The organism is Mycolicibacter hiberniae, from assembly GCF_010729485.1.
In the GTDB taxonomy this organism is placed as follows: Bacteria; Actinomycetota; Actinomycetes; order Mycobacteriales; family Mycobacteriaceae; genus Mycobacterium; species Mycobacterium hiberniae.
The window spans coordinates 3,131,501-3,158,179 of sequence record NZ_AP022609.1; the positions used below are offsets into that span (position 1 = coordinate 3,131,501).

Sequence of the window (26,679 nt, forward strand, 5' to 3'; positions counted from 1 at the left end):
CCCGAGTTCCCGCCCGCGCCGGCGGCTCCGGCCTACCCCGCGGGGCTCGCGGGGTAGCCGGGCTGGCCGCTCTGGCCGGACGCGCCGCCGGTACCGCCTTGACCAGCAGCACCGGCGGATCCTCCGGCACCGCCCACGCCTGCGACGCCGGGGTCGCCGCCTCTGCTGGTGGAGTCGACGACCGCCCCATTGCCGCCGTCGCCGCCGTTGCCGCCGTCACCGTTCAGGCCGCCGGGTTCGCTGTTGCCGCCCGCACCGCCGTCACCGCCGGCACCGCCGTCGCCGTTGTTGACGTCGATCACGCCGTCTGCGCCGACGGCGCCGTCGCCGCCGTGGCCCCCGTTTCCGATGACACCGCTTCGACCGAGGGCGCCGGTGCCGCCGCCATCACCGCCGTGACCGCCCTTGCCGCCGTAGCCGTTGTTGTAGCCGATCTGACCGGCGGTGCCGTGGCCGCCGTGACCGCCGTTGCCACCGGATCCGGCCTGCCCGGTGGCACCTCCGGCGGTGCCGCCCAGGCCGCCATGGCCGCCGTTGCCGCCGTAGCCGTTGTTGAACGTGATGAAACCGTGGGCGCCGGCACCGCCGTCGCCGCCGTCACCGCCGTTACCCACCCGGCTGGCGATGCCGACGGTCCCGGTCAGGCCGCTGTTGCCGCCGTAGCCGCCGTTGCCGCCGTAACCGTTGTTGTAGCCGATCTGCCCCTCGCTGCCATGGCCGCCGTGACCGCCGTTGCCGCCGGCGCCGGCGCGACCGCTGAGGTCACCGGCGTTGCCACCGGCACCACCGTGGCCGCCGTTGCCGCCGTAGCCGTTGTTGAACGTGATGACGCCATGGGCGCCGGCACCACCATCGCCGCCGTCGCCGCCGTCGCCGACCGCACCGGCACGACCAACGGATCCGGCCTGCCCGCCGGTACCGCCGTTGCCGCCCGCTCCGCCGTGGCCGTTGTTGTAGTCCACCTGGCCGGCCGCACCGGTACCGCCGACACCGCCGGCGCCACCGTTGCCGGCCCGACCACTGGCGTCACCGGCGTTGCCACCGACGCCGCCGTTGCCACCGTTGCCGGCCTGGCCGTTGTTCGTCGTGACCACACCGGTCGCACCCATCCCGCCGACGCCACCGTCACCGCCGTCACCGACCGCACCGGCACGACCGACAGAGCCGGCCAACCCACCGGTACCCCCACGACCACCCGTACCGCCGTAGCCGTTGTTGTAGCCCACCTGACCGGTCGCACCCGTACCGCCGACACCCCCGGCGCCACCGTTGCCGGCCCGACCACTGGCGTCACCGGCATTGCCACCGACGCCGCCGTTGCCACCGTTGCCGGCCTGGCCGTTGTTCGTCGTGACCACACCGGTCGCACCCATCCCGCCGACGCCACCGTCACCGCCGTCACCGACCGCACCGGCACGACCGACAGAGCCGGCCAACCCACCGGTACCCCCACGACCACCCGTACCGCCGTAGCCGTTGTTGTAGCCCACCTGACCGGTCGCACCCGTACCGCCGACACCCCCGGCGCCACCGCTACCGGCCCGACCACTGGCGTCACCGGCATTGCCACCGACACCACCGTTGCCACCGGTGCCGCCGTAGCCGTTGTTCGACGTGACCACACCGGTCGCACCCATCCCGCCGACGCCACCGTCACCGCCGTCACCGACCGCACCGGCACGACCGACAGAGCCGGCCAACCCACCGGTACCCCCACGACCACCCGTACCGCCGTAGCCGTTGTTGTAGCCCACCTGACCGGTCGCACCCGTACCGCCGACACCCCCGGCGCCACCGCTACCGGCCCGACCACTGGCGTCACCGGCATTGCCACCGACACCACCGTTGCCACCGGTGCCGCCGTAGCCGTTGTTCGACGTGACCACACCGGTCGCACCGGTACCGCCGACGCCACCGTCGCCGCCGTCGCCGCCGGTTCCGCGGGTGCCGGCGAACGCCCCGCCCGCACCGCCTTTGCCGCCGGTGCCGCCATTGCCGCCGTCGCCGCCTCGGCCTCCGGCATCCATGCTGGTGGCTGCGCTGCCTGCGGCGCCGTCGCCGCCGTTGCCGCCGCCGCCGCCGTTTCCGCGGTCACCGCCGTTGCCGCCGTTGCCGCCGTTGCCGCCGTGGGCGCCGCCGATCGCCCGGCCGTCGGCGGCGGCGTTATAGCCGTCGCCACCGTTGCCGCCGTTGCCCACCACACCGGTCACGCCGTTGCCGGCCGTGCCGGTGCTGCCCGCGGTGCCGGTGCCGGCGGCCCCGCCTGTCCCGGCCTCACCGCGGCCCCCGGCGGATCCGGCAGCACCGACGTTGCCGCCGTGGCCGCCGTTCCCGCCGGCGTGGTGGGTGGCGTCGCCATCCTTGCCGTCACCGCCGTCGCCGGGGGTTCCCGCATCGCCGCCGGTGCCGCCGTCGCCGCCGTTGCCGTTCGCGCCAGCTGTACCGCCCGGCACGGTCGATGCCCCGCCGTTACCGCCGGCGCCGCCGGCTCCACCATTACCGCCGTCGCCACCGTTGCCTGCGTTTCCGCCGTGGGCGCCGGCTGCGGCGGTCGCATCGGTTGCCGCGTTGTAGCCGTTGTGCCCGGCACCGCCACTGGCGCCCTGGCCGCCGTGACCACCGTTGCCGCCGGCCCCGCCGACGAGCCCGGAGCCGCCGTTGCCGCCGATTCCGGCGGCGCCGCCGTGTCCGCCACGCTGTCCGTCATCACCGGCGTTCGCGCCGTGGGAACCCTGATAGCCGTTGCCACCGTTGCCACCATTGCCGCCGTTGCCGCCGTCGCCCTGCGTCCCGTCGAGCCCGCTGGCGCTGCCGTCGGCATTCCAGCCGCCCTTGCCGGCTGCGCCGCCGTTACCGCCGTGACCACCGTTGGTCCCGGCGACGCCGTCGCTGCCCGGTGCTGTGGCGTGATCGCCATCGGCACCATCAGCGCCCCGGCCCCCGGCACCACCATTGCCACCGACCCCGGCACTGCCATCAACACCGGCAGCGGCCTGACCCTCGCGGCCCACGCCCCCAGCACCACCGACACCGGCGTTACCCCCGGCACCACCGGCCTGCCCGGCCTCACCATCAAGCGAAGCGTTGCCCGCACTCAGCCCATCACGACCGGCCGCCCCATCCGCGCCATCAGCACCATCGCCGGCGTCACCGCCCACACCCCCACGGCCCTGCAACCCATCCACCCCGGCCGCACCATCAGCAGCCCGGACACCATCACCACCGAGACCACCCACACCCCGGTCACCGGCCGCACCCCCAGCGCCGCCATCACCCCCAACGCCACCAGCACCACCATGACCACCGGCAGCACCCGCATCCACCGCAGCGAAACCATCCCCGCCCGCGCCACCAGCACCACCATCGCCGCCAGCACCACCATCACCGGCAGCACCACCCACGCCCCCAACACCGGCCACCCCATCACGGGCACCCGTACCGGCCACACCCCCATTACCCCCGGCACCACCATGACCACCGCGCTCACCGACACCACCATCAGCACCCCGGCCACCAACACCACCATCAACGGCCCCCACCGTCCCAGCAGCACCCTGCGAACCCGCACCACCGGCAACACCGACCGCACCCGAGAGCCCCGCACCCCCGGCACCACCGGCACCACCATTGCCCCCATCACCCTGCACCGCCCGAGTCCCATCGGCCTGCACCCCACCCAGACCACCATGACCACCGGCACCACCATGACCACCCGCAGCACCATCCACCGCACCGGTAACGCCATCGGCACCATCAGCGCCCCGGCCCCCGGCACCACCATTGCCACCGACCCCGGCACTGCCATCAACACCGGCAGCGGCCTGACCCTCGCGGCCCACGCCCCCAGCACCACCGACACCGGCGTTACCCCCGGCACCACCGGCCTGCCCGGCCTCACCATCAAGCGAAGCGTTGCCCGCACTCAGCCCATCACGACCGGCCGCCCCATCCGCGCCATCAGCACCATCGCCGGCGTCACCGCCCACACCCCCACGGCCCTGCAACCCATCCACCCCGGCCGCACCATCAGCAGCCCGGACACCATCACCACCGAGACCACCCACACCCCGGTCACCGGCCGCACCCCCAGCGCCGCCATCACCCCCAACGCCACCAGCACCACCATGACCACCGGCAGCACCCGCATCCACCGCAGCGAAACCATCCCCGCCCGCGCCACCAGCACCACCATCGCCGCCAGCACCACCATCACCGGCAGCACCACCCACGCCCCCAACACCGGCCACCCCATCACGGGCACCCGTACCGGCCACACCCCCATTACCCCGGCACCACCATGACCACCGCGCTCACCGACACCACCATCAGCACCCCGGCCACCAACACCACCATCAACGGCCCCCACCGTCCCAGCAGCACCCCAGAACCCGCACCACCGGCAACACCGACCGCACCCGAGAGCTCCTGCACCCCCGGCACCACCGGCACCACCATTGCCCCCATCACCCTGCACCGCCCGAGTCCCATCGGCCTGCACCCCACCCAGACCACCATGACCACCGGCACCACCATGACCACCCGCAGCACCATCCACCGCACCGGTAACGCCATCGGCACCATCAGCGCCCCGGCCCCCGGCACCACCATTGCCACCGACCCCGGCACTGCCATCAACACCGGCAGCGGCCTGACCTCGCGGCCCACGCCCCCAGCACCACCGACACCGGCGTTACCCTGGCACCACCGGCCTGCCCGGCCTCACCATCAAGCGAAGCGTTGCCCGCACTCAGCCCATCACGACCGGCCGCCCCATCCGCGCCATCAGCACCATCGCCGGCGTCACCGCCCACACCCCCACGGCCCTGCAACCCATCCACCCCGGCCGCACCATCAGCAGCCCGGACACCATCACCACCGAGACCACCCACACCCCGGTCACCGGCCGCACCCCCAGCGCCGCCATCACCCCCAACGCCACCAGCACCACCATGACCACCGGCAGCACCCGCATCCACCGCAGCGAAACCATCCCCGCCCGCGCCACCAGCACCACCATCGCCGCCAGCACCACCATCACCGGCAGCACCACCCACGCCCCCAACACCGGCCACCCCATCACGGGCACCCGTACCGGCCACACCCCCATTACCCCCGGCACCACCATGACCACCGCGCTCACCGACACCACCATCAGCACCCCGGCCACCAACACCACCATCAACGGCCCCCACCGTCCCAGCAGCACCCTGCGAACCCGCACCACCGGCAACACCGACCGCACCCGAGAGCCCCGCACCCCCGGCACCACCGGCACCACCATTGCCCCCATCACCCTGCACCGCCCGAGTCCCATCGGCCTGCACCCCACCCAGACCACCATGACCACCGGCACCACCATGACCACCCGCAGCACCATCCACCGCACCGGTAACGCCATCGGCACCATCAGCGCCCCGGCCCCCGGCACCACCATTGCCACCGACCCCGGCACTGCCGTGACTGCCGTCAGCGGCGGTGGTGCCGTTGCCGCTGGCACCGCCGGCACCACCCACACCGGCGTTCCCGCCGTTGCCGCCGTCCTGCCCGGCCTGCCCGTTGATCTGCTGGGCGGTGCCGTTGGCGCCGTGCGCGCCCTGCGCACCGTGCCCACCATTGCCGCCGTTACCGCCCACACCACCGGCGCCGTGCGCACCGGCAAGCGTGCCGGTGCCGCCGACTCCGCCATCGCCACCGGCACCGCCATTGCCACCGCGGGTGCCATCGGCACCGGGGGCCAGCCCGTTGGCGCCGTTGAAACCATTACCACCCCGGCCCCCAGCACCACCGGCACCACCATTGCCGGTGACCGCCCGAGCGCCGTCGGTGTTCAGACCACCCAGACCACCATTACCGCCGGCCCCACCGGCAGCACCGGCGGTGGCATCGACATCCTCGGCGGTGCCGTTGACCCCGTCGGCACCGGTGCCCCCGGCCCCGCCATGACCACCGTTGCCGGCGATCCCGTCGTACCCGGAGGCCGACCGCGATCCGCCGCCACTGTCGCCGCCCAGACCACCACGACCGGCATTGCCGCCAGCGCCACCATGCTGTCCGTCATAGCCCTGGCCCTGCTGCCCATCACCGGCAGCGCCGTCAGCGCCATCAGCGCCATCAGCGCCATGACCGCCATTACCGCCGTTGCCGCCCAAACCGCCCACCCCGTGGGCCCCGACGGTGGCACCGGCACCACCGCGGCCGCCATCACCGCCAGCACCACCATGACCGGCGTGCTGGCCATCACCGCCGGCCACCGCACCGTTGGCGCCGTTGACCCCGTTGCCGCCGGCACCACCATCACCGCCGGCACCGCCATCGCCTTGCGCCGCCTGCGACCCGTCGACGTAGAAGCCGCCCAAGCCGCCATCGCCACCGTCACCACCGGCGCCCCCGGCGATCCCATCGCGTTCCAGCGCGGTGCCGTTGGCCCCCAAAAAGCCCGCGCCCCCGGCACCACCCGCGCCGCCGGTACTGGCCGCCCCGTCCAGACCCGCCGCACCCCCGGCACCCCCGGCGCCGGAGTCCCCACCCCGGCCGCCGGCACCACCATGACCGGCATCGCGATGCTCGGCGGTGCCGTGCGCGCCCGCTCCACCGACGCCAGCGGCACCCGCACCACCGCCGTCACCACCGGCACCGGCGGCACCGACTGCCCCGGCCGCACCGGCCGTCGCGGTGCCCGCCGCACCCCCGGCACCCCCGGTGCCGCCGGCCCCACCATGACCGGCGTCCCCACCGGCACCACCGTTGCCGTCTCCGCCATCAACCCATGACCCGGCCGCACCCTGAGCACCACTGCCGCCCGCACCACCAGCGCCGCCGGACCCGCCGGCACCGCCGGCACCGGCATCACCGAGCACCGCACCCCCGGCACCCCCGGCACCCCCCGCGCCCCCCTGCCCGCCGGCACCGCCAGACACCCCCGCCTCGCCCGGCTCGGCCCCGTCGGCCCCGGCCGCCCCCGCCGCGCCCGCACCCCCGGCGCCGCCGGCGCCACCATTACCGTGCGCACCAGCATCACCACCAGCGCCGCCGGCACCCCCGGCAGCGCCCTGACCCTGGCCGTCGACCCCGATACCCGCACCCCCGGCGCCCCCGGCGCCGCCATGACCACTGGCCCCCGCCGGCAACACCCCACCAGCACCCGGGCGCCCGGCATTGCCCCACAACCACGCCATGAACTTCTCACCAGCAGCGCCCCCGGCCCCGGCCGTCGTCCCGATCTGCCCGCCGGCGCCCCCAGCGCCGCCATCGCCACCACCGCGAGCACCGGCACCCCCAGCACCCCCGGCACCACCGTCACCGGCGATCCCGGCGTTGCCGCCCACACCCCCATGACCGGCAGCACCGAAATGCCCACCGACACCCCCGACACCACCACGGCCCCCCGCACCGCCATCACCACCGACACCGCCGGCCCCGCCAGCACCCCCAAAGTCATCCACACTGACCGCCCCGGCACCCCCGGCGCCCCCAGTGCCGCCGGCGCCGCCGGCACCACCAGCACCGCCTACACCGCCGATGCCCAGCACAAACCCGGCTGCCCCGCCGGCACCGCCATTGCCGCCGAGTCCACCGGTCAGACCATCACCACCGGCCGCGCCCTCCAACGCCGCCAGCACCCCGTCAACACCGGCGGCACCCGCCGCCCCCGCAGCACCCGCACCGCCGGCACCCCCGGCACCCCCGGCACCACCAAACCCGAACAGGCTCACCACATCGCCGCCGGCACCCCCGTTACCGCCGGCCACCGCCACATCCAACGACGCCCCACCGGCGCCGCCGGCACCCCCGTCACCAAAGAGCCAACCCCCTAAACCACCGGCGCCCCCATCACCACCGTCAGCACCGATACCACCGACACCGCCATTGCCGAACATGCCCGCATCCCCACCGGCACCCCCCGCACCCCCATTGAGCCCGGCCACCCCCGCAACACCGGCGCCGCCATCGCCGAACAAGAACCCGCCGTCACCGAGATCGCCGAACCACCCCGACCCGCCCAACAACGACTCGTTAGCCCCGACGAACCCATCCAGGCCGTTACCGATCAACTCCCGCCCGAACAGGTCCACGAACGGCTGGTTGATCAACTCCAAAAACGGCTGGTTACCAGCGATGAAGTCCTGTGACAAGTTGTACAGGGGCAGGTACAACTGCTCGTGGTAGAACGACGCCACCGCCAGATCGAACTGCTCGAACACCCCATAGAAGAACTCTGCGGCATCTGCCGAGCCCGCATCACCGAGCCCAGCCCACAGACCCGCGTCCACCGACGCCTCAGCCGGCCCCGGCCCCTCAAACCACCCCGCCCACACCACCGGATCCAACAGATCCTCAAAATCCGCCGCCGCCACCGGCGCTGGCGACAACCCCATCGCCAAAAACGCGGCAACAGCACTACCGGCCCCCACCGCAGCACGCCCCACCGAACGCCGACCCGACGAACGAACAACTTTGTTGGTGCACTGACGAGCCACGTCTGCCCTGCTCCTGGATTGGCGTGTCCTCAACGAGGGTTGCGGCGATTCCGCGAAGACGGAAGCTACCTAAGCGCCGTTATGGCCGCCAATCGAAAACTGGAGAGAAGTTTTCTGATGTGGACCAAATGAGAGTGAACAGCGCCTAAACGGCCAGGTCGCGTTCACTTGGGCGATGATGTCCATCACAGAAGACAGTTGAAGTGAAATTACTCATAGGATAACTAACCGAATGGTCGTTTTTCTCTGAGAACTGACGCAATCCCGCGTCGGTAATTCTTGCCCAGGACCACGGTAGCGCCCAAAAGGGCCTAGCGATAGGCAGTTGTCGGGGTACTTTTCTCCACTTATCCGCCATCTGATCCCCAGCGGTTCAGCGAAGATGCACGCCGAGAACCGCCACCCCGACTTCTACGGTCCTTCAGCCGCGCCCACTACCACGAGGAGCAGACCCCACACCCGACTCTCAGCGCGATGCGCCGCGCGCCACTGGTCACATGGCTGGCCCGCAACTGCCTGCAAACAGATGACGGACGCAGGAAAAAATGGCACCGCTGCCGTGGCGAACCGTCCGGACCGGTCAGCCCTTCGCCACCATCGCGTGCAACTCGTCGAAGGACCACGGCGCACAGCTCTGGTGATCGCGGTAGCCCAGAACCGCGGGAATCGGCCGCTCGAAACGGCCCACGAAACCCCCCGATGCCAGAAAGACCGACCCGGTCACACCGGCAGCCAGGTCGCTGGCCAGGTAGGCATACAACGGTGCGACATAGTCGGCGGGAGCCGGGTCCAGCGACGCCCGCATGCTGATCTCGTCCAGCAGCCCGCGGGCGTGCAAATCGCGGATATGCCGCTCGTAGTCCGCACCGGTTGACAATCGCGTCTTCGCACCGGGGCACACGACGTTCGCCCGCACCCCGTACTGAGCGAGCTCGGCGGCCACGGCCACGGTCAGCCCGTTGATCGCACCCTTACCGGCCGGATATCCCGTGCCGCCGTAGTCACCCAGGAACGCCACCGAACCGCTGTTGACGATCGAGCCGCTGCGCTGTTCGGCCATGATCAGCGCGGCCGCCCGGCAGGTCTGAAACACCGTGCCCAGATGGGCGTCGAGCAGCTCGTGAAATTGCGCGGTGGACACCGACAGGATCGATGAGCCCGCGGGTTCGGCGACACCGGCACAGTTGATCAACACGTCCACACTGCGGTATTCCTCGCGGCAGGCCTGCACCAGCGCCACGGCGGTCGCCTCGACATGGGCGGCGCCGGATATCCCGACAGCGTGCCCGCCCGAACCGGTGATCGCGCCCACCGTCTCGGCTACCGCGTCCGGGTCCCGGCCGTTCACCACCACTCCGGCGCCACACGCCGCCAGCAGGCGCGCCACGGCTTGGCCGATACCCCGGCTGCCGCCGACGACGACGGCTCCCCGGCCGGCGAGCAAGTCCGGCGCGGCCTGCTGCGTCACTTGCCCTTCTGCTTGTCCAGCACCGCCGTGACGTTGGCCCTCTTGTCTTCGCCCTTGCCTTCGGCGGCGGCCTTGTTGCGCTTGGCGATCACCTTCTCGACCACGGCGTTGAGCACCGAACCCCGCGGGAAACCCACGTAGTGGGTGATGAAGATCGCCATCTCCCGCAGCTCGTCCTCAGTGAGCTCGCCGTTGTGCAGGGCCGCGTTGACCTGGATCTCCGCCAGATCCTTGTCGCCGACCGAGGTGACCACCGTCAGTGTCATCAACCGCTTGTCGCGCATGGAAAGCCCCGGGCGGCTCCAGATTCGGCCGAACAGGTGATCGGCGGTGAGCGCGAAGTACTCACCCGGCATGTCGGGCATGTCCCAGGCGTAGACCTCGTTCATCTTGGCCAGCCCGGTACGGCGCAGTTCGTCCATCAGATCTCTCCTAATCCTCGGCGTGCGGCACACCCAGACCGGCCGCGAGTTGGGTCAATGCCACCTGGGCGAGCGGGAGGTCGACCCCGTTGGCCTGACCCAATCCCAGGGCGAGGCGCAGGTCCTTCTCCCCGAGCTCGCGGGTGTGCGTGAAGGCGTCGCGCAGGAAATGGTCCTGGGCTAGTGGGGCGGTCGAATCCAGCAGCATGATGGCGCCGGGACCACTGGTGAGGGCATCGGTGTGCCGCACCACCCGGCCCAGGGCCTGCAGATCGAGCCCGGCCGCCTCGGCCAATTTCATGGCTTCGCCGGCCGCCGCGTAGGCGGTGAACGTCAACATATTGCGCGCCAGCTTCATCCGGGTTCCGGCGCCGGGCTGCCCGGCGTGGATCACCAACGACGCCCACTGCTTGAACGCCGGCTTGATCTGTTCGTAGACCGCCCGCTCGGCACCGACCATGGTGGCCAGTTGGCCCTTCTCAGCCGCCCCGGCACCACCGCTGACCGGTGCGTCGATGACGTGAATGCCCTGCGGCGCCAGCTCTTCGGCCAACTCGGCGGCCGTGGTGTCGGCGATCGTCGAGTGAATCGCGATGACGGTCCCCGGCTTGGCCGTGGTCACCAGTTCGGCGACCACCTGGCGGACCTGGGCATCGTCGAGCACCGTGATGCTGATGATGTCGGCGCTCGCTCCGACCTCGGCGATACTGTCGACGACGCCGGCCCCGGCCTGCTCCAGTGGCGCCATCGCCTCAGCACGCAGGTCGAATACCGTCAGGCCGCCGGGCCATTCGACCAGCCGCTGGGCCATCGGCGCACCCATGTTCCCCAGCCCGATATAACCCAGGCGGGGTGTTTCCGTTGCCGTCATACGTTCGGGCTCCTTCTCATCGCTTCGTCACCTTCGCCGTGCGGCCGGGGTTCCCGGCACCCCGTCTGCGACGGTCAGGAGCGGATGATCTGTCCGCCGTCGACGTTGAAGATCTGTCCGGTGATCCACGACGCCTGATCCGACAGCAGGAACAGACACATCGGGACGAGGTCCTCGGGCGTGCCCATCCGGGCCAGCGGCAGCTGCTGCACCATCTGCTTGACGATGGCCTGCGGGGTGGTGACCCGGTTGGCCTCGGTGTCGATCGGCCCGGGCGCGATCGCGTTGATCCGGATGTTGCGCCAGCCCAGTTCGCGAGACAGCTGCTGGGTCAGACCGTTCACCCCCACCTTGGCCAAGCCGTAGAAGTTGGAGTAAACCCATGCCGCCGTGGAGGACTGGTTCACGATGGCGCCACCGCCCCGCTGGGCCATGTGCTCGTAGACGGCCCGGGTGCAGATCAGCGCACCGTCGAGGTTGACGCGCATGAACTTCTCGTAGTAGTCCCAGGGAACGGTCAACAGACCGTCGAGCTTCATTCCCCCGAAGATCGCGGCGTTGTTGACCAGGTAGTCGATCCCGCCGAACTCCGCCACGGCGGCAGCCGCCATCGCCTGGGCCGACTCCACGTCGGAGACATCGACCGGCACGGCGATTGCCTTGCCGCCGTCGGCGACGATCTGCTCAGCCACAGTCTTCGCGCCGTCGATGTTGATGTCGGCGACCACCACCGCGGCACCGCCTGCGGCCAGGGCCTGGGCGTAGGCCTGCCCGATCCCGCCACCGGAACCGGTGACAATGGCCACCTTGTCGTCGAATTGGCCCATCTGTTGTTCTCCCTTGATCCGGTGTTTGTCGCTAGTTCGCTGCTGTGGCAATGGCTTTGATTTCCAGGTACTCCTCGAACCCGGCCACGCCCATTTCCCGGCCGTTGCCGGACTGCTTGTATCCGCCGAACGGCACATCCGCCGAGTACCAGACGCCGCCGTTGACGTTGACGGTTCCGGCCCGCAGTCGGGCCGCCACCCCCGCCGCCCGCTCCGCATCGGCGCCGTAGACGGTGGCGGACAACCCGTAAGGCGAGTCGTTGGCGATGCGGACCGCGTCGTCGTCGCCGTCATGCGGGATCACGGTGAGCACGGGCCCGAAGATCTCCTCGCGGGCCACCCGCGCCTCATTGGTCAACCCGGCGATCACCGTGGGCTCGATGAAGAAGCCGGCGGGCTGATCGGCCGGACGTCCACCACCGCAGGCAAACTCACCGCCCTCGGTAATGGCAAGGTCCAGGTAACTTTGCACCCGGTCGCGCTGACGCGCCGAGATCACCGGGCCGCAGATGGTGCCGGGCTTCGACGGGTCGCCGGGCTTGATCGAGCCCATGGTGCGGGCCGCGATGGCGACCGCCTCGTCGTAGCGGGCCCGCGGGACCACCAGTCGGGTGGTGATCGCGCAGCCCTGCCCGGCGTGCAGGCAGACCGAGAATCCCGCCACGGAGCAGGCCGCGGCCAGGTCGGCATCGTCGAGCACCAGGAAGGCGGACTTGCCACCGAGCTCCAGGAACACCTTCTTGATGGTTGCGGCGGCGTCTGCCATCACGCTGCGACCGGTGGCGGTCGAACCGGTGAAGGAAACCATGTCCACCCGGGGGTCTTTGGCCAACATGGCGCCCAGCGCGTGGTCGGTCGAGGTGACGATGTTGACCACGCCCGGGGGGATGTCGGTGTTCGCGGCGATCAGCTCTCCGAGCACCGCGGCAACCCACGGCGTGTCGGGTGCGGGCTTGAGCACGACGGTGTTGCCGGCGGCCAGTGCAGGGCCCAGCTTGGCCAGGTTGATCTGGTGCGGGAAGTTCCACGGGGTGATAGCGCCGACGACGCCCACCGCCTCCCGCACCACCGAGCGTCGAGTGGGGATGCCCATCGGCGAGGCCTGACCGAGATCTCTTGTCCACTCGTAGTTTTCGGCGGTGTCCGCGACGAAACTGAGATCGTTGATCGGCCCCTCCAATTGGGCGCCGGCGGTCAGCATCCGGGGCGCGCCCACATCGGCGATCGTCAGATCGCGAAGCTCCTCGACGTGCTCGAGCATCGCGTCACGCAACTGGCGTACACAGCGCACCCGCAGTTCGGTGTTGGTCGACCAGTCGGTCTCGTCGAAAGCCCGCCGCGCCGCACCGATCGCGCGATCCATGTCGGCGGCGTCGGCATTGGCCGCCTCACCGAGCACCTCTTCGGTGGCCGGGTTGACGGTGGCGAAGCCGCCGGCTCCGCCCGAGGTCAGCTTGCCGTCGATAAGCAGCCGGCTCACGCCGTCGGCCACTAGCGCCATCAGTCACTCCCGCAGCTTGGTCGCAGTGCCCCGTGAAGAAACACTGCGAAAAATGGACACATGTCCGTTCTCACCGGCTCGAACCCTAGACCCAGAGCTGGCGCCCCCGCAACCCTCTCGGCCTGAAACCCTTGCTCCCCAGGGAACTTGCCTAACAAATCCATCTTCAGCTACGTTGGACACGTGTCCAGCGAATCGGTGGCGGCAGTCACATCGACGAACGCTGCCGTAGCCGACCCCGTAACTCCGGGTGCCACACCCGCGACCCGGAACCGGCGCCAGGAGGAGACCTTCCGCAAGGTGCTGCGCGCCGGCGTGGAGATGCTGCGGGAGAAGTCCTACGCAGATCTGACCGTCCGCGCCGTCGCTGCGCGCGCCAAGGTCGCCCCGGCCACCGCCTACACCTATTTCTCCTCCAAGAACCATCTGATCGCCGAGGTGTATCTGGACCTGGTTCGTCAGGTCCCGTACTTCACCGACGTCAACGAACCGATGCCGAGTCGGGTCAACCAGGCGCTGCGGCACCTGGCACTGGTAGTCGCCGACGAGCCCGAGGTCGCGGCGGCCTGCACGGCGGCGCTGCTCAGCGGCAACAGCGACCCAGCGGTGCGCACGGTGCGCGATCGGATCGGCGCAGAGATCCACCGCCGCATCACCTCGGCGTTCGGCCCGGACGCGGACGCCCAGAAGGTCTCGGCCCTGGAGATGACCTTCTTCGGCGCCCTGGTCAACGCCGGCAGCGGCGCCTTCACCTACCACCAGATCACCGATCGGCTGGCCTACGTCGTCAGCCTGATCCTCGAACCAGGAGCACCGCAATGAGCCCGCAGGCTGCGACATCCAACCCGCCGGTCCTCAACCCGTACGACTACGACTTCCACGAGGACCCGTTCCCCTACTACCGGCGGCTGCGCGACGAGGCCCCGGTGTACCGCAACGAGGAACTGGACTTCTGGGCGATTTCGCGCCACCAGGATGTGCTGCACGGGTTCCGCAACAGCGAAGCCCTGTCCAACCGAGACGGGGTCTCCCTGGACCCGGTCTCACGCGGCCCGCATGCCCAGCTGGTGATGTCGTTTCTGGCCATGGACGATCCGCAGCACCTGCGGCTGCGGACCCTGGTATCCAAGGGCTTCACCCCGCGCCGGATCCGGGAGCTGGAACCGCAGGTGATCCGGCTGGCGCGCCAGCATCTGGACAATGCGATCCAGCCCGGAGCGGACGGCACCTGCGAGTTCGACTTCGTCAATGACTTCGCCGGCAAGCTGCCGATGGACGTCATCTCCGAGCTGATGGGTGTGCCCGAGGCCGACCGGGCGCGGATCCGGGAACTCGCCGACGGGGTGCTGCACCGCGAGGACGGGGTGACCGACGTTCCGCAGTCGGCGATCCAGGCGTCGGTGGATCTGATGACCTACTACAACGAGATGATCGCCGAGTTCAAGAAGCGCCCCGCGGACAATCTCACTTCAGCGCTGCTGGAGACCGAGGTCGACGGCGACCGGCTCGGCGACCAGGAGATCTTGGCGTTCCTGTTCCTGATGGTGATCGCCGGCAACGAAACCACCACCAAGCTGCTGGGCAGCTCGGTCTACTGGGGCCACCGCAACCGCGACCAGCTTGCGTCGGTGTTCGCCGACCGCTCGCGGATTCCGCTGTGGGTCGAGGAGACACTGCGTTACGACACCCCCAGCCAGATCCTGGCGCGGACCGTCGCGCAGGACTACACCCTGCACGGAACCACCATTCCCGCCGACTCGGTGGTGCTGCTGCTGCCCGGTTCCGGAAACCGCGACGAACGCGTCTTCGAAGACCCCGACAGTTTCCGGATCGGCCGTGACATCGGCTCCAAGCTGCTCAGTTTCGGCAGCGGGGCCCATTTCTGCCTCGGCGCACACCTGGCCCGGATGGAGGCACGGGTGGCGCTCGACGAACTGTTCAACCGGATCAGCGACTACCAGGTCGACGAGGCCAACGCCGTGCGGGTGCACTCCTCCAACGTGCGCGGCTTCGCCGACCTGCCGATCACCGTCAAGGAGGCATAAGTGCCACGTTTCGACCCGTCCCCCGCCCGGCGGCCCGCCATCATCACGGGCGCGTCCTCGGGTATCGGCGCGGCCACCGCAGAAGAGTTGGCGCGCCGCGGATTCCCGGTAGCGCTCGGCGCCCGCCGCACCGACCGCCTCGCCGACCTGGTCGGCAAGATCCGCGACAACGGTGGCGAGGCCGTGGCATTCAGCCTGGACGTGACCGACGCCGACTCGGTCAAATCCTTCGTGGCGCAAAGCGTCGACGCGCTCGGTGACATCGAGTTGCTGGTCTCCGGCGCAGGCGACATGTACCCCGGCCGCATTCACGAGCTGCCCACCGAGGCATTCAACGACCAGATCCAGGTACACCTGGTCGGCGCCAACCGGCTGGCCACCGCGGTACTGCCCGACATGGTCGCCCGCCGGCGCGGCGACGTCATCTTCGTCGGTTCGGACGTCGCACTCAACCAGCGCCCGCACATGGGCGCCTACGGCGCCGCGAAAGCCGCGCTGGTCGCGATGGTGCGCAACCTGCGGATGGAATTGGAGGGCACCGGGGTACGGGCCTCCATCGTCCACCCGGGGCCGACCCTGACCGAGATGGGCTGGAAGTTGTCGGCCGAACAGGTCGGACCGATGCTGGAGGACTGGGCCAAATGGGGCCAGGCTCGGCACAACTACTTCCTTCGCCCAGAGGATCTGGCCCGAGCCATCGCGTTCGTCGCGGAGACGCCGCGCGGCGCACACATCGTCGACATGGAGGTGCAGCCGGAGGCGCCCCTGCTCGACACCGCCTCCGATCGCCACCACCTGCAACTGGGTGAGGAAGGAATGCCGTCATGACCCGCGACATCGACAATGCCGCCGCCGGAGAAGCAGTGGCGCCAACGGCGCTGGCGACGGAGGTTCCCCGGGTGTCGGGGGGCCAGGCCGAGCACGGCCATCTCGAAGAGTTCCGCACCGACCCGATCGCGTTGATGCAGCGGGTCCGCGAAGAGTGCGGCGACGTCGGCTGGTTCGATTTGGCCGGACGCAAGGTAATCCTGCTGACCGGCGCCGAAGCCAACGAGTTCTTCTTCCGCTCCACCGACGACGACCTCGACCAGGCTGCGGCCTACCCCTTCATGACCCCGATTTTCGGCAACGGCGTGGTGTTCGACGCACCGCCGGAGCGGCGCGCAGAGATGTTGCACAACACCGCACTTCGCGGTGAGCACATGAAGCGGCACGCCAGCACCATCGAATACGAAGTGCGCCAGATGATCGCCGACTGGGGCGACGAGGGCGAGATCGACCTGTTGGAGTTCTTCGCCGAGCTGACCATCTACACCTCGACGGCCTGCCTCATCGGCCGCAAGTTCCGGGAGGAGCTCGACAGCCGGTTCGCCAAGCTGTACTACGAACTGGAGAACGGCACCGACCCGCTGTGCTACGTCGATCCCTACCTGCCGATCGAAAGCTTCCGCCGCCGCGACGAAGCCCGGGTGCAGCTGGTGGAACTCGTGCAGGGCATCATGGACGGCCGCCGCGCCAACCCGGAGACCGACAAGAAGCGCCGGGACATGATCGACGTGATGGTGTCGATCCCCGACGAGAACGGCAATCCGCGATTTTCCGCCGACGAGATCACCGGAATCATCATCTCGATGATGTTCGCCGGGCATCACACCAGCTCGGGCACCAGCGCCTGGACGCTGATCGAGATGCTGCGCCACCCCGAAGCCCACGCCGCTGTGATCAAAGAGCTCGACGAGCTCTACGCCGACGGCGGCGAGGTAAGTTTTCATGCACTGCGCCAGATCCCGAATCTGGAGAACGTGCTCAAAGAGACGCTGCGGTTGCACCCCCCGCTGATCATCCTGATGCGGGTGGCCAAGGGCGAATTCGAGGTCTGCGGCTACCCGATTCACCAGGGCGACATGGTTGCGGCTTCGCCGGCCGTCTCCAACCGGATTGCCGAGAACTTCCCCGAACCCAATGCCTTCATTCCGGAACGCTACAACGAGCCCCGCGAGGAAGACGTCGTCCATCGCTGGACCTGGATCCCGTTCGGAGCCGGGCGGCACCGCTGCGTGGGTGCGGCTTTCGCCACCATGCAGATCAAGGCGATCTTCTCGGTTCTTTTGCGCGAGTACGACTTCGAGATGTCGCAACCGCCGGAGAGCTACCGCAACGACCATTCCAAGATGGTGGTTCAACTGGCCCGCCCCGCCAAGGTGCGGTACCGCCGGCGCAGCAAGTAGAGACCGAGGGAGCACGGTAATGGGTAGCTACACAGTGAAAGTGGATCTGGACTTGTGCCAGGGGCACGCCATGTGCGAACTGGAGGCACCCGACTACTTCCAGGTCCCCAGGCACGGCAAGGTCGAAATCCTGAACTCCGAGCCACCCGACTCCGACCGTGGTCAGATCAGGGAGGCCGTACGGGCCTGCCCCACCCGAGCGTTGTCCATTGAAGAGAAGGAATAGAGATGCCGACTTCCCACCCACACCCCCGCGAGGTTCTCGAGGACTGGGTCGAGCGCTGGTTGCAGGCCAACCGGGACGCCGAGGCGGCCGGTGACTGGCGACCGCTGGCCGACTTCTACGCCGATGACGCCACCTACGGCTGGAACATCGGCCCCAAAGAGGACGTCATGTGCGTCGGCATCGACGAGATCCGCGACGTGGCCCTGGGCCTGGAGATGGAGGGGCTGGACAACTGGCAGTACCCGTACCAAAAGGTCCTCATCGACGACAAGCAGGGCGAGATCGTCGGCTTCTGGAAGCAGGTCGCGACAGACGCCGACGGAACCCAATCGGAGATCTACGGGATCGGCGGCAGTTGGTTTCGACTCAACGCCGACGCCAAGATCGAATGGCAGCGTGACTTCTTCGACTTCGGTCACGTCCAGAAGCTTTACCTGGATCTGATGACGGCGGGCAAGCTCTCCGCCGGCATGCAGAAACGTATCGAGCGCAGCCTGGCCGGCGAGAAACTGCCCGGCTACTACCCGCTGGGCAAGTCGCCGGTTCCGCTCTGGTAGGGCACGACTGAAATCCCAGGAGGTCTCGTGGCCCTACGCGTCGCTCTGATCGGCACCGGCAATGCCGGCCGCATCGCCCTGCGCGGGCTGATCACAAACCCCGCCTACGAGCTCACCGGGGTGTGGGTCGCCACCACGGCCAAGGTGGGCCGCGATGCCGGCGAGCTCGCCGGTCTCGACGTCCGGACCGGCATCGCCGCCACCGATGACTTCGATGCGATTATCGAGGCCAAACCCGAGGCCGCGGTGTACTGCGCGATGGGCGACACCCGGCTGCCCGGCGCGATCAGGGACGTCTGCCGGCTGCTGGCCGCGGGTATCAACGTGATCGGGACGGCTCCGGGGGTGCTGCAGTACCCCTGGGGCGTCATCCCGGACAAGTTCATCGCCCCCATCGAAGACGCGGCCCGGCAAGGCAATTCCAGCGTCTACGTCAACGGCGTGGACCCCGGCTTCGTGACCGACCTGGTGCCGCTGGCTTTCACCAGTACCTGTGCGCACATCGAGCAGGTCCGCTGCCTGGAGATCGCCGATTACGCAACCTACGACGGCGCCGAGGTCATATTCGACGTGATGGGCTTCGGCAATTCGCTCGACGAGGTGCCGATGCTGCTGCAGCCCGGCATCCTGAGCGTTGCGTGGGGCGCGACGATCCGCGAGCTCGCCGCCGGCCTGGGCGTGACGCTGGAGGCCATCACCGACTCCTGCGAGCGCGAACCGGCCCCCGAGGCGTTCGACATCGCCGCCGGGCACATCCCGCAGGGCGGCGTTGCCGCACTCAAGTTCGAGATCAACGGCATCGTCGGCGGCAAACCCCTGATCGTGGTCGAGCACGTCACCCGGCTGCGCAGCGATCTGCGGCCCGACTGGGCGCAGCCCGCACAGCCCGGCGGCTCCTACCGGGTGGTGATCACCGGGGAACCGTCCTACACCGTCGACATCTGCCCAACCAGCCGGCACGGCGATCACAACTACGCGGCGATCGCCGCCGGTGTGGGCCGGGTCGTCAATGCGATTCCCGCCGTCGTGGCAGCACCGGCCGGCATCGTCACCACCCTCGACCTGCCGTTGGTCAGCGGACCCGCCGTCATAGCGGCAACCGGCGACCCAGGCACCGAAGACAACCAGCACTGACCGAAAGGCGGACGGCCCATGGGGCGGGTAGACGGCAAGGTAGCACTGATCAGCGGGGGCGCCCGCGGCATGGGCGCGGCGCACGCGCGGATGCTGGTCGATGAAGGCGCCAAGGTGGTCATCGGCGACGTGCTCGACCAGGAGGGCGAGGCACTGGCGGCAGAACTGGGCGACGCCGCGTTGTATGTCCATCTCGATGTCCGGGACCCCGAGCAGTGGGCTGCCGCGGTGACGGCGGTCATCGAACGGTTCGGGAAGCTGAACGTGCTGGTCAACAACGCCGGAACCGTCGCCCTGGGACCGCTGCGCAAGTTCGACCTGGACCAATGGCACAACGTCATCGATGTGAACCTCAACGGCACGTTCCTGGGCATGCGCGCCGCCATCGACTCGATGATCGCCGCCGGCGGCGGGTCCATCATCAATGTGTCCTCGATCGAGGGCCTGCGAGGTGCGCCGATGGTGCACCCCTACGTGGCCTCGAAATGGGCCGTGCGGGGCCTGACGAAGTCCGCCGCGCTGGAGTTGGCGCGCCATAACATCCGGGTCAATTCGCTGCACCCCGGTTTCATCCGCACCCCGATGACCGAACACCTGCCCGAGGACATGGTGACCATCCCGCTGGGCCGGCCCGGTGAATCCGAGGAAGTCGCCACGTTCGTGGTGTTCTTGGCCAGTGACGAGTCTTCCTACGCCACCGGTTCGGAGTTCGTCATGGACGGCGGCCTGGTCACCGATGTTCCACACAAGACCGGTTGAGCCCGGCATCGGGATGACCGAGCGCTATTCAGCTCCAACGACAATCAGAGGCGGCCGTCTTGACATCAGCACAATCAGCCTGTCCCTTCGGGTCGGGATTCGACTTCACCGACCCGGATGTCCTGCTCCGCGGAATGCCGATCACCGAGTTCGCCCAGCTGCGTAAGACCGCACCGGTCTGGTGGAACGAGCAGCCCGCCCACAGCAACATCTTCGACGACGGCGGCTACTGGGTCATCAGCAAACACCAGCACATCAAAGAGATCTCGCGTGACAACGACGTGTGGTCGACCAACGCCAAGGGCGCGGTCATGCGACTTCCCGACGGCATCACCGCCGACCAGTTGGACTTGACCAAGGCGTTGTTGATCAACCACGACCCGCCCGAGCACACTCGGCTGCGCAAGCTGGTCTCTCGCCTGTTCACGCCGCGCTCGGTGGCTTCCCTGGAGGAGAAGCTGGCCCATTCCGCCCGGGAGATCGTCGCCGCGGCCGCCGCCAAGGACACCGGCAACTTCGTCGACGACATCGCGATGGAACTGCCGCTGCTGGCCATCGCCGATCTGATCGGGGTTCCCGAAGCCGATCGGGAGAAACTGTTTCACTGGACCAACTCCATCATGAACACCGACGACCCGGACTTCGACTCCGATCCGGCGATGGCCAACGCCGAGCTGATGGGCTACGCCTACACCATGGCCGAGCAGCGGCGGCGCTGTCCGGCCGACGACATCGTCACCCGGCTGGTCCAGGCCGACCTCGACGGCGAATCCCTGGGCGAGACCGAGTTCGCTTTCTTCGTCATCCTGCTGGCGGTGGCGGGTAACGAGACCACCCGTAACGCCATCACGCACGGTATCGACGCGTTCGCCGAGCACCCCGACCAGTGGGAGCTCTACAAGCGGCAACGGCCCGAGACCGCCGTCGACGAGATCGTGCGCTGGGCGACCCCGGTGCACTGTTTCCAGCGCACGGCCAGGGTCGACACCGAGGTCGGCGGGGTGGCCATCGGCCAGGGCCAGCGGGTCGGACTGTTCTACAGCTCGGCCAACTACGACGAGGACGTCTTCGACCGGCCGTTCGACTTCGACATCCTGCGCGACCCCAACCCCCACCTGGCGTTCGGCGGGCAGGGCACCCACTACTGCATCGGCGCCAACCTGGCCCGGATGGAGATCCGGCTGATCTTCGACGAGATCGCCAATCAGCTCCCGGACATCACCAAACTGGCCGAGCCGCAACGACTGCGTTCCGGCTGGATCAACGGTGTCAAGGATCTGCAGGTCGCCTACCACGGCTAAGCCGCCGGTCGCGCGACCGGATGCCGGTCGATGCATGGGGTGTTTGCGGGGACCTTAACGCCGCCCGGCAGCGGGTTATAGGCTCCGAGCAAGTGGACTGCCGGACGTCCCGGAAATTCAAAAGGAAAGCAGGTTTGCGGTGAAGACTAAGGGTGCGTTGCTCTGGGAGTTCAACAAGCCGTGGTCGGTCGAGGAGATCGAGATCGGTGACCCCCAGAAGGACGAGGTCAAGATCCAGATGGAGGCGGCCGGCATGTGCCACTCCGACCACCACCTGATGACCGGCAGCATCCCTATGGCCGGTTTCCCGGTCCTTGGCGGGCACGAGGGCGCCGGCATCGTGACCGAGGTCGGTCCCGGGGTGGAAGATCTGGCTCCTGGCGACCACGTCGTGTTGTCGTTCATTCCGTCGTGTGGCACCTGTGGGACCTGTCAGTCCGGCATGCGCAACCTGTGCGACCTGGGCGCCGGCCTGCTCAACGGCGTGGCGGTCAGCGACGGCACCTTCCGGGTCAGCGCGCGCGGCCAGGGCGTCTACCCGATGACGCTGCTGGGCACCTTCTCGCCGTGGATGGTGGTGCACAAGTCTTCGGTGGTCAAGATCGACCCGTCCATTCCGTTCGAGGTTGCGTGCCTGGTCGGCTGCGGCGTCACCACCGGCTACGGGTCGGCTGTCCGCAGCGCCGACATCCGTCCGGGTGAGGACGTGGCGGTCGTCGGTGTCGGCGGGGTGGGCATGTCGGCACTGCAGGGTGCGGTCAACGCCGGGGCCCGCAACATCTTCGTCATCGACCCGGTGGACTGGAAGCGCGACCAGGCCCTGAAGTTCGGCGCCACCCACGTCTACCCGGACATCTTCGCCGCGATGGGCGGGATCATGGAGGTCACCGCCGGCCTGATGGCCCAGAAGGTGATCGTGACCGTCGGCGAGGTGCACGGCGCCGACATCGACAACTACATGATCCTGACCGCCAAGGGCGGCACCTGTGTGCTGACCGCGATGGGGTCCATGCTGGACAACCAGGTCACGCTGAACCTGGCGATGCTGACGTTGCTGCAGAAGAACCTGCAGGGCACCATCTTCGGCGGCGGCAACCCGCAGTACGACATCCCGCAGCTGCTGTCGATGTACAAGGTCGGCAAGCTGAACCTGGACGACATGGTGACCCGCCAGTACAAGCTGGAGCAGATCAACGAGGGCTACCAGGACATGCTGGACGGCAAGAACATTCGGGGCATCATCCGCTACACCGACGCCGACCGCTAGCGCGGCGGAGCCGGGCGCGGCGGGTCGGCGTTAAGGCTCCGCCGACCGCTAGCGCGGCGGAGCCGGGCGCGGCGGGTCGGCGTTAAGGCTCCGCCGACCGCTAGCGCGGCGGAGCCGGGCGCGGCGGGTCGGCGTTAAGGCCCCGCCGACCGGTAAGACACCAGTTGACTCTGCGCTTACCAGGCGACCTTCTCGCACTTTTGTCTGGTAAGCGCAGAGTCAGCGAAAGACGTCAACGAGAGATTAGGTACGCCGAAAGACCAGGCTGGCCTTGAGCTTGGTCCGGTTGCCGACCATGCCCAGGAAGTTCCCCTCGACGGCGAACTGTTTACGGGTGACGGCCGCCTCCGTGTTCAGGCGCACGCCGCCGTCGTCGAGCGGGGACACCTCAACGTTCAGCGGCAGTGCTCCGGTGATCCCCTTGACGGTCAGTTCGGCGTCCAGCCGGACGGTATCGCCACCGGTGGACTCGCCCCCGGTGACCACGACAGTGATGTCGGGGTACCGGTCGGTGTCGAAGAAGTTCGATCGGCGCAGATCGTGGTCGCGGGTGCCCAGTCCGGTGTTGATCGAGGCGGCCTTGACCTCGACCCTGCCGGTCACGGTCTTGTCGTCCTTGATCTCGCCGCTGCCGCTGAAATCGGTGAAGGCGCCCCGAACCTTCAGCGCTCCCCACATGGTTCCGTTCTCGAACCGGATGCTCGACTGGCCCGGATCCAGGTCCCAGGTACCGACCGCCGCCGGGCTGCTCAGAAAGGTTGCGACAGATGACATCTCATCTCCTCGGCCTGTGGCGTGGAAAGCCCGCACCAAGAGCATCAGCTCGTCTTCGATAATACGCAGCAGCGGCCGTTTCATCAGGCCCTCGGCGCATATGCTGAACCCATGACCACCGTCTTCACCAAGATCATCAACCGGGAGCTGCCCGGGCGTTTCGTCTACGAGGACGACGACGTCGTCGCGTTCTTGACCATCGAGCCGATGACGCAGGGCCACACGCTGGTGGTGCCCCGCGCTGAGATCGACCAGTGGCAGGACGTCGACGGCGCCGCCTTCGCTCAGGTGATGGCGGTGGCGCAGCGGATCGGCAAGGCGGTGTGTCGCGCGTTCGACACCGAACGCGCCGGGATGATCATCGCCGGCTTGGAGGTCCCGCACCTGCACGTGCACGTGTTCCCCACCCGCAGCCTGGCCGACTTCGGCTTCGCCGGCGTGGATCGCAGTCCCGCACCGGAATCGCTGGACGAGGCGCAGGCCAAGATCAAGGCCGCCCTCGCCGAACTCGGCTGAGGCTCAAACGATCTCAGCAGGAAGCTCGGCCGCTGGAGCGGGTGCGCTGACAAGACGCGGCAGCGCGACCCGGAACGTGCATCCCTGGCCCGGCGGAGAGCTGACGGTCACGGTGCCGTTGTGCGCCCGGGTCAGCGAGTCGACGATCGAGAGCCCCAAGCCGGTGCCGCCGCTGGCCCGCGCCCGCGACGAGTCGGTTCGGAAGAATCGCTCGAAGACCCGTTCCAACTCCTGCTCGCTCATCCCCGGGCCGTGGTCGACGACCTCGAGGATGGCGTCGTCGCCTTCGGTGCCGACGCGCACGGTGATCGGGGTTCCGTCCGGGGTGTGCTGGAGCGCATTGGTGACCAGGTTGCTCAGCACCTGGCGCAGTCGCGCTTCGTCACCGAGCACCTCCGGCGTCCCTGGGCCGTCGAACACCTCCAGCTCGACACGGCGGTCCGGTGCGGTGGCCCGGGCGTCGTGCACAGCGTCGGTCGCCAGCACCAGCAGGTCGACCCAATGCCGCTCCAGCGGGCGCTGAGCATCGGTGCGGGCCAGGAGCAGCAGATCCTCGACGAGCAGTCCCATGCGGCGTGCCTCGCTCTCGATGCGTGACATCAGCAGCTCCACATCGCGGGCCGCGCCCTGCCGGTAGAGCTCGGCGAAGCCGCGAATCGTGGTCAGCGGGGTGCGCAGTTCGTGGCTGGCGTCGGTGATGAACCGGCGCATCCGTTCCTCGGAGAGGCGCGCATTTTCCGCGGAGGCCGCCGACGAGGCCACCGCCTCCTGAATCTGGGCCAGCATGCCGTTGAGGGCCAAGGTGAGCCGTCCGACTTCGGTGCGGGGATCCCGCTCCGGGACACGACTGTCCAGCTGGCCGGCGGCAATGGCCGCGGCGGTCCGTTCGACCTCGCCCAGCGGCCGCAGGCTGCGGTTGACCACTACGTATCCGACGGCCCCCAGCACCACCAGCACCCCAACGCCGATCGTCACCCGCCACCAGGCGACGTAGCGCAACGTGGCCCGGGGATCGGAAAGGTCCCTGGCCACGGTGATCAGCCTGCCGTTCTCGCCGTGCACCGACAGGGCCCGCCATTGCACGCCCGATCCGTCGACGGAGCCGATCGTGATCGGTACGGGCCCCACGTCGTTGTCCGCCGGCAGCAGCGGCTCGGCGTTCTGGTCGTTGACCACCGTCCAGACCCTGCCATCGGGGTCGACGTCGCGGACGTAGTAGCTCGTCGGCGGCCGGCCGGCGTGGGGATCCTCGCCCGCCCGCGACGGCACCCGGGTTCGTTGTTCAAGGGCCCAGCCCTGGGCGGCGTCGATGAGGGTGGCGTCGATTCTGCTGATCAGACGGTGTCGCAAGATCGTGGTCACGGCGTACCCCTGTGCCAGCAACCCGATGGCCACCATGGCCAAGGTGGCCGCGACCAGACTCACCTTGAGCGGCAAGATGTCCCGGAGGGGTTTGACCGTCTCCATGACTACGACTGCATTCTGGTGTTCGCCGGCCTGACGCCGCTCATCGCGGCTCGCGAAGCACGTAGCCGACGCCGCGCAGGGTGTGCAGCAGACGCTTGTCCCCGGTGTCGATCTTGCGCCGCAAGTAGGAGACGTAGGATTCCACGACGTTGACATCGCCTCCGAAGTCGTAGCGCCACACGTGGTCGAGGATCTTCGGTTTGCTCAGCACTGTGCCGGCGTTGATCACGAAGTACCGCAACAGGGTGAACTCGGTGGGCGACAACGACACCGGTTCACCGGATTTCCACACTTCGTGGGTGTCTTCATCGAGTTCGATGTCGGCGAACTTCAGTCGGGAGTTACGCGGCTCCTGGGCGCCCTTGCCCGCCCGGCGCAGGATGACGCGCAACCGGGCCACCACCTCCTCCAGGCTGAACGGCTTGGTCACGTAGTCGTCGCCGCCGAGCGTCAGCCCGGTGATCTTGTCCTGCAGAGCGTCGCGGGCGGTCAAGAACAACGCCGGGGCGTCGATGCCGTCGGCGCGCAGCCGGCGCAGCACCCCGAAGCCGTCCATGCCCGGCATCATCACGTCGAGGATTACCGCGTCCGGCCGGATCTCCCGTGCGCGGTCCAGCGCCGCGGGGCCGCTGGAGGCGGTGTAGACCTCGAACCCCTGGAATTTGAGGCTGACCGACAACAGTTCGACGATGTTGCTTTCGTCGTCGACTACCAGGACGCGGGCCTCCGGTGCGGCGTCTTGCGCAGCTATTGCTCCCATACCGACAATTCCCCCGCGGACCGCTGAAAATGACCTGGATATTGGCTGTACGTCTGTTGTCAATCAATCTAGCCGATGG

25 protein-coding genes are annotated in these 26,679 nt (G+C 68.9%); 14 read left to right on the forward strand and 11 right to left on the reverse strand.

The genetic code is table 11. The features are described from left to right. Positions 1-32: 32 nt before the first annotated feature. Positions 33-2,210, reverse strand: a complete 2,178-nt coding sequence (locus G6N14_RS14865; protein WP_163787172.1) for a hypothetical protein — start codon at positions 2,208-2,210, stop codon at positions 33-35. Here G6N14_RS14865 and G6N14_RS21235 point away from each other — a divergent pair. After that, complete coding sequence (locus G6N14_RS21235; protein WP_163787174.1) at positions 2,127-4,301, forward strand: hypothetical protein; 2,175 nt, start codon at positions 2,127-2,129, stop codon at positions 4,299-4,301. The genes G6N14_RS14865 and G6N14_RS21235 overlap by 84 nt on opposite strands. Here the strand turns inward: G6N14_RS21235 and G6N14_RS14875 are convergent. Together G6N14_RS14875 and G6N14_RS14880 are read right to left on the reverse strand one after the other, a co-directional pair. Next, the gene (locus G6N14_RS14875; RefSeq protein WP_163787176.1) at positions 4,282-4,665 is read right to left on the reverse strand and encodes a hypothetical protein; all 384 of its coding nucleotides are present in this window, start codon (positions 4,663-4,665) and stop codon (positions 4,282-4,284) included. The two genes, G6N14_RS21235 and G6N14_RS14875, sit on opposite strands and share 20 nt — an antisense overlap. Positions 4,666-4,747: 82 nt before the next feature. After that, positions 4,748-5,140: a hypothetical protein gene (locus tag G6N14_RS14880; RefSeq protein ID WP_163787177.1), complete on the reverse strand. Its 393-nt coding sequence runs from the start codon at positions 5,138-5,140 to the stop codon at positions 4,748-4,750. Between G6N14_RS14880 and G6N14_RS14885 the strand changes: the two genes are divergently transcribed. Next, on the forward strand, positions 5,124-6,770 hold the full coding sequence (locus G6N14_RS14885) for a hypothetical protein (RefSeq protein ID WP_163787179.1): 1,647 nt from the start codon (positions 5,124-5,126) through the stop codon (positions 6,768-6,770). The genes G6N14_RS14880 and G6N14_RS14885 overlap by 17 nt on opposite strands. Before the next feature lie 231 nt (positions 6,771-7,001). After that, positions 7,002-7,814: a hypothetical protein gene (locus tag G6N14_RS21240; protein ID WP_163787181.1), complete on the forward strand. Its 813-nt coding sequence runs from the start codon at positions 7,002-7,004 to the stop codon at positions 7,812-7,814. A gap of 1,243 nt (positions 7,815-9,057) precedes the next feature. On the opposite strand, the gene G6N14_RS14905 is transcribed toward G6N14_RS21240, so the two are convergent. The 5 genes from G6N14_RS14905 to G6N14_RS14925 all read right to left on the reverse strand — a co-directional run bounded on the left by G6N14_RS14905 (position 9,058) and on the right by G6N14_RS14925 (position 13,566). Next, positions 9,058-9,945, reverse strand: coding sequence for an SDR family NAD(P)-dependent oxidoreductase (locus G6N14_RS14905; RefSeq protein ID WP_085136351.1), 888 nt, complete (start codon positions 9,943-9,945; stop codon positions 9,058-9,060). Beyond that, positions 9,942-10,367, reverse strand: coding sequence for a carboxymuconolactone decarboxylase family protein (locus tag G6N14_RS14910; RefSeq protein ID WP_085136350.1), 426 nt, complete (start codon positions 10,365-10,367; stop codon positions 9,942-9,944). The genes G6N14_RS14905 and G6N14_RS14910 overlap by 4 nt, the downstream gene beginning before the upstream one ends. A gap of 10 nt (positions 10,368-10,377) precedes the next feature. After that, positions 10,378-11,238: an NAD(P)-dependent oxidoreductase gene (locus G6N14_RS14915; RefSeq protein WP_085136349.1), complete on the reverse strand. Its 861-nt coding sequence runs from the start codon at positions 11,236-11,238 to the stop codon at positions 10,378-10,380. A 74-nt stretch (positions 11,239-11,312) separates the two neighbouring features. Then, on the reverse strand, positions 11,313-12,065 hold the full coding sequence (locus G6N14_RS14920; RefSeq protein ID WP_085136348.1) for an SDR family oxidoreductase: 753 nt from the start codon (positions 12,063-12,065) through the stop codon (positions 11,313-11,315). Between the two features lie 31 nt (positions 12,066-12,096). Next, on the reverse strand, positions 12,097-13,566 hold the full coding sequence (locus G6N14_RS14925; protein WP_085136347.1) for an aldehyde dehydrogenase: 1,470 nt from the start codon (positions 13,564-13,566) through the stop codon (positions 12,097-12,099). Positions 13,567-13,749: 183 nt separating this feature from the next. On the opposite strand from G6N14_RS14925, the gene G6N14_RS14930 reads away from it, so the two are divergent. The 10 genes from G6N14_RS14930 to G6N14_RS14975 all read left to right on the forward strand — a co-directional run bounded on the left by G6N14_RS14930 (position 13,750) and on the right by G6N14_RS14975 (position 23,083). Beyond that, positions 13,750-14,388 (forward strand): TetR family transcriptional regulator, encoded by a 639-nt coding sequence (locus G6N14_RS14930; protein WP_085136346.1) that lies wholly within the window; start codon positions 13,750-13,752, stop codon positions 14,386-14,388. Next, on the forward strand, positions 14,385-15,611 hold the full coding sequence (locus G6N14_RS14935; RefSeq protein ID WP_085136345.1) for a cytochrome P450: 1,227 nt from the start codon (positions 14,385-14,387) through the stop codon (positions 15,609-15,611). The genes G6N14_RS14930 and G6N14_RS14935 overlap by 4 nt, the downstream gene beginning before the upstream one ends. Next, entirely contained in the window at positions 15,612-16,439 is an 828-nt protein-coding gene (locus G6N14_RS14940) for an SDR family oxidoreductase (protein ID WP_085136344.1), read from the forward strand. It begins immediately after the preceding gene. Continuing rightward, positions 16,436-17,839, forward strand: coding sequence for a lanosterol 14-alpha demethylase (locus G6N14_RS14945; RefSeq protein ID WP_085136343.1), 1,404 nt, complete (start codon positions 16,436-16,438; stop codon positions 17,837-17,839). Before G6N14_RS14940 ends, G6N14_RS14945 begins: the two co-directional genes overlap by 4 nt. A gap of 19 nt (positions 17,840-17,858) precedes the next feature. Next, positions 17,859-18,065: a ferredoxin gene (locus G6N14_RS14950; RefSeq protein WP_085126802.1), complete on the forward strand. Its 207-nt coding sequence runs from the start codon at positions 17,859-17,861 to the stop codon at positions 18,063-18,065. A 2-nt stretch (positions 18,066-18,067) separates the two neighbouring features. Further along, the gene (locus tag G6N14_RS14955; RefSeq protein WP_085136342.1) at positions 18,068-18,622 is read left to right on the forward strand and encodes a nuclear transport factor 2-like protein; all 555 of its coding nucleotides are present in this window, start codon (positions 18,068-18,070) and stop codon (positions 18,620-18,622) included. Between the two features lie 27 nt (positions 18,623-18,649). Continuing rightward, the gene (locus G6N14_RS14960; protein ID WP_085136341.1) at positions 18,650-19,756 is read left to right on the forward strand and encodes an NAD(P)H-dependent amine dehydrogenase family protein; all 1,107 of its coding nucleotides are present in this window, start codon (positions 18,650-18,652) and stop codon (positions 19,754-19,756) included. Positions 19,757-19,774: 18 nt separating this feature from the next. Continuing rightward, positions 19,775-20,515, forward strand: coding sequence for a glucose 1-dehydrogenase (locus G6N14_RS14965; RefSeq protein WP_085136340.1), 741 nt, complete (start codon positions 19,775-19,777; stop codon positions 20,513-20,515). A 59-nt stretch (positions 20,516-20,574) separates the two neighbouring features. After that, the gene (locus tag G6N14_RS14970; RefSeq protein ID WP_085136339.1) at positions 20,575-21,816 is read left to right on the forward strand and encodes a cytochrome P450; all 1,242 of its coding nucleotides are present in this window, start codon (positions 20,575-20,577) and stop codon (positions 21,814-21,816) included. A 139-nt stretch (positions 21,817-21,955) separates the two neighbouring features. Continuing rightward, complete coding sequence (locus G6N14_RS14975) at positions 21,956-23,083, forward strand: NDMA-dependent alcohol dehydrogenase (RefSeq protein WP_085136338.1); 1,128 nt, start codon at positions 21,956-21,958, stop codon at positions 23,081-23,083. Between the two features lie 243 nt (positions 23,084-23,326). Here the strand turns inward: G6N14_RS14975 and G6N14_RS14980 are convergent, their stop codons facing one another. Then, positions 23,327-23,857: a YceI family protein gene (locus G6N14_RS14980; protein ID WP_085136358.1), complete on the reverse strand. Its 531-nt coding sequence runs from the start codon at positions 23,855-23,857 to the stop codon at positions 23,327-23,329. Between the two features lie 111 nt (positions 23,858-23,968). Here G6N14_RS14980 and G6N14_RS14985 point away from each other — a divergent pair, with 111 nt between their 5' ends. Continuing rightward, entirely contained in the window at positions 23,969-24,373 is a 405-nt protein-coding gene (locus tag G6N14_RS14985; protein ID WP_085136337.1) for an HIT family protein, read from the forward strand. 3 nt (positions 24,374-24,376) lie between these two features. On the opposite strand, the gene G6N14_RS14990 is transcribed toward G6N14_RS14985, so the two are convergent. After that, a complete protein-coding gene (locus tag G6N14_RS14990) occupies positions 24,377-25,840 on the reverse strand; it encodes a sensor histidine kinase (protein ID WP_085136336.1) in 1,464 nt (487 codons plus the stop codon). A gap of 40 nt (positions 25,841-25,880) precedes the next feature. Next, complete coding sequence (locus G6N14_RS14995; protein ID WP_085136335.1) at positions 25,881-26,600, reverse strand: response regulator transcription factor; 720 nt, start codon at positions 26,598-26,600, stop codon at positions 25,881-25,883. Between the last annotated feature and the right edge of the window lie 79 nt (positions 26,601-26,679).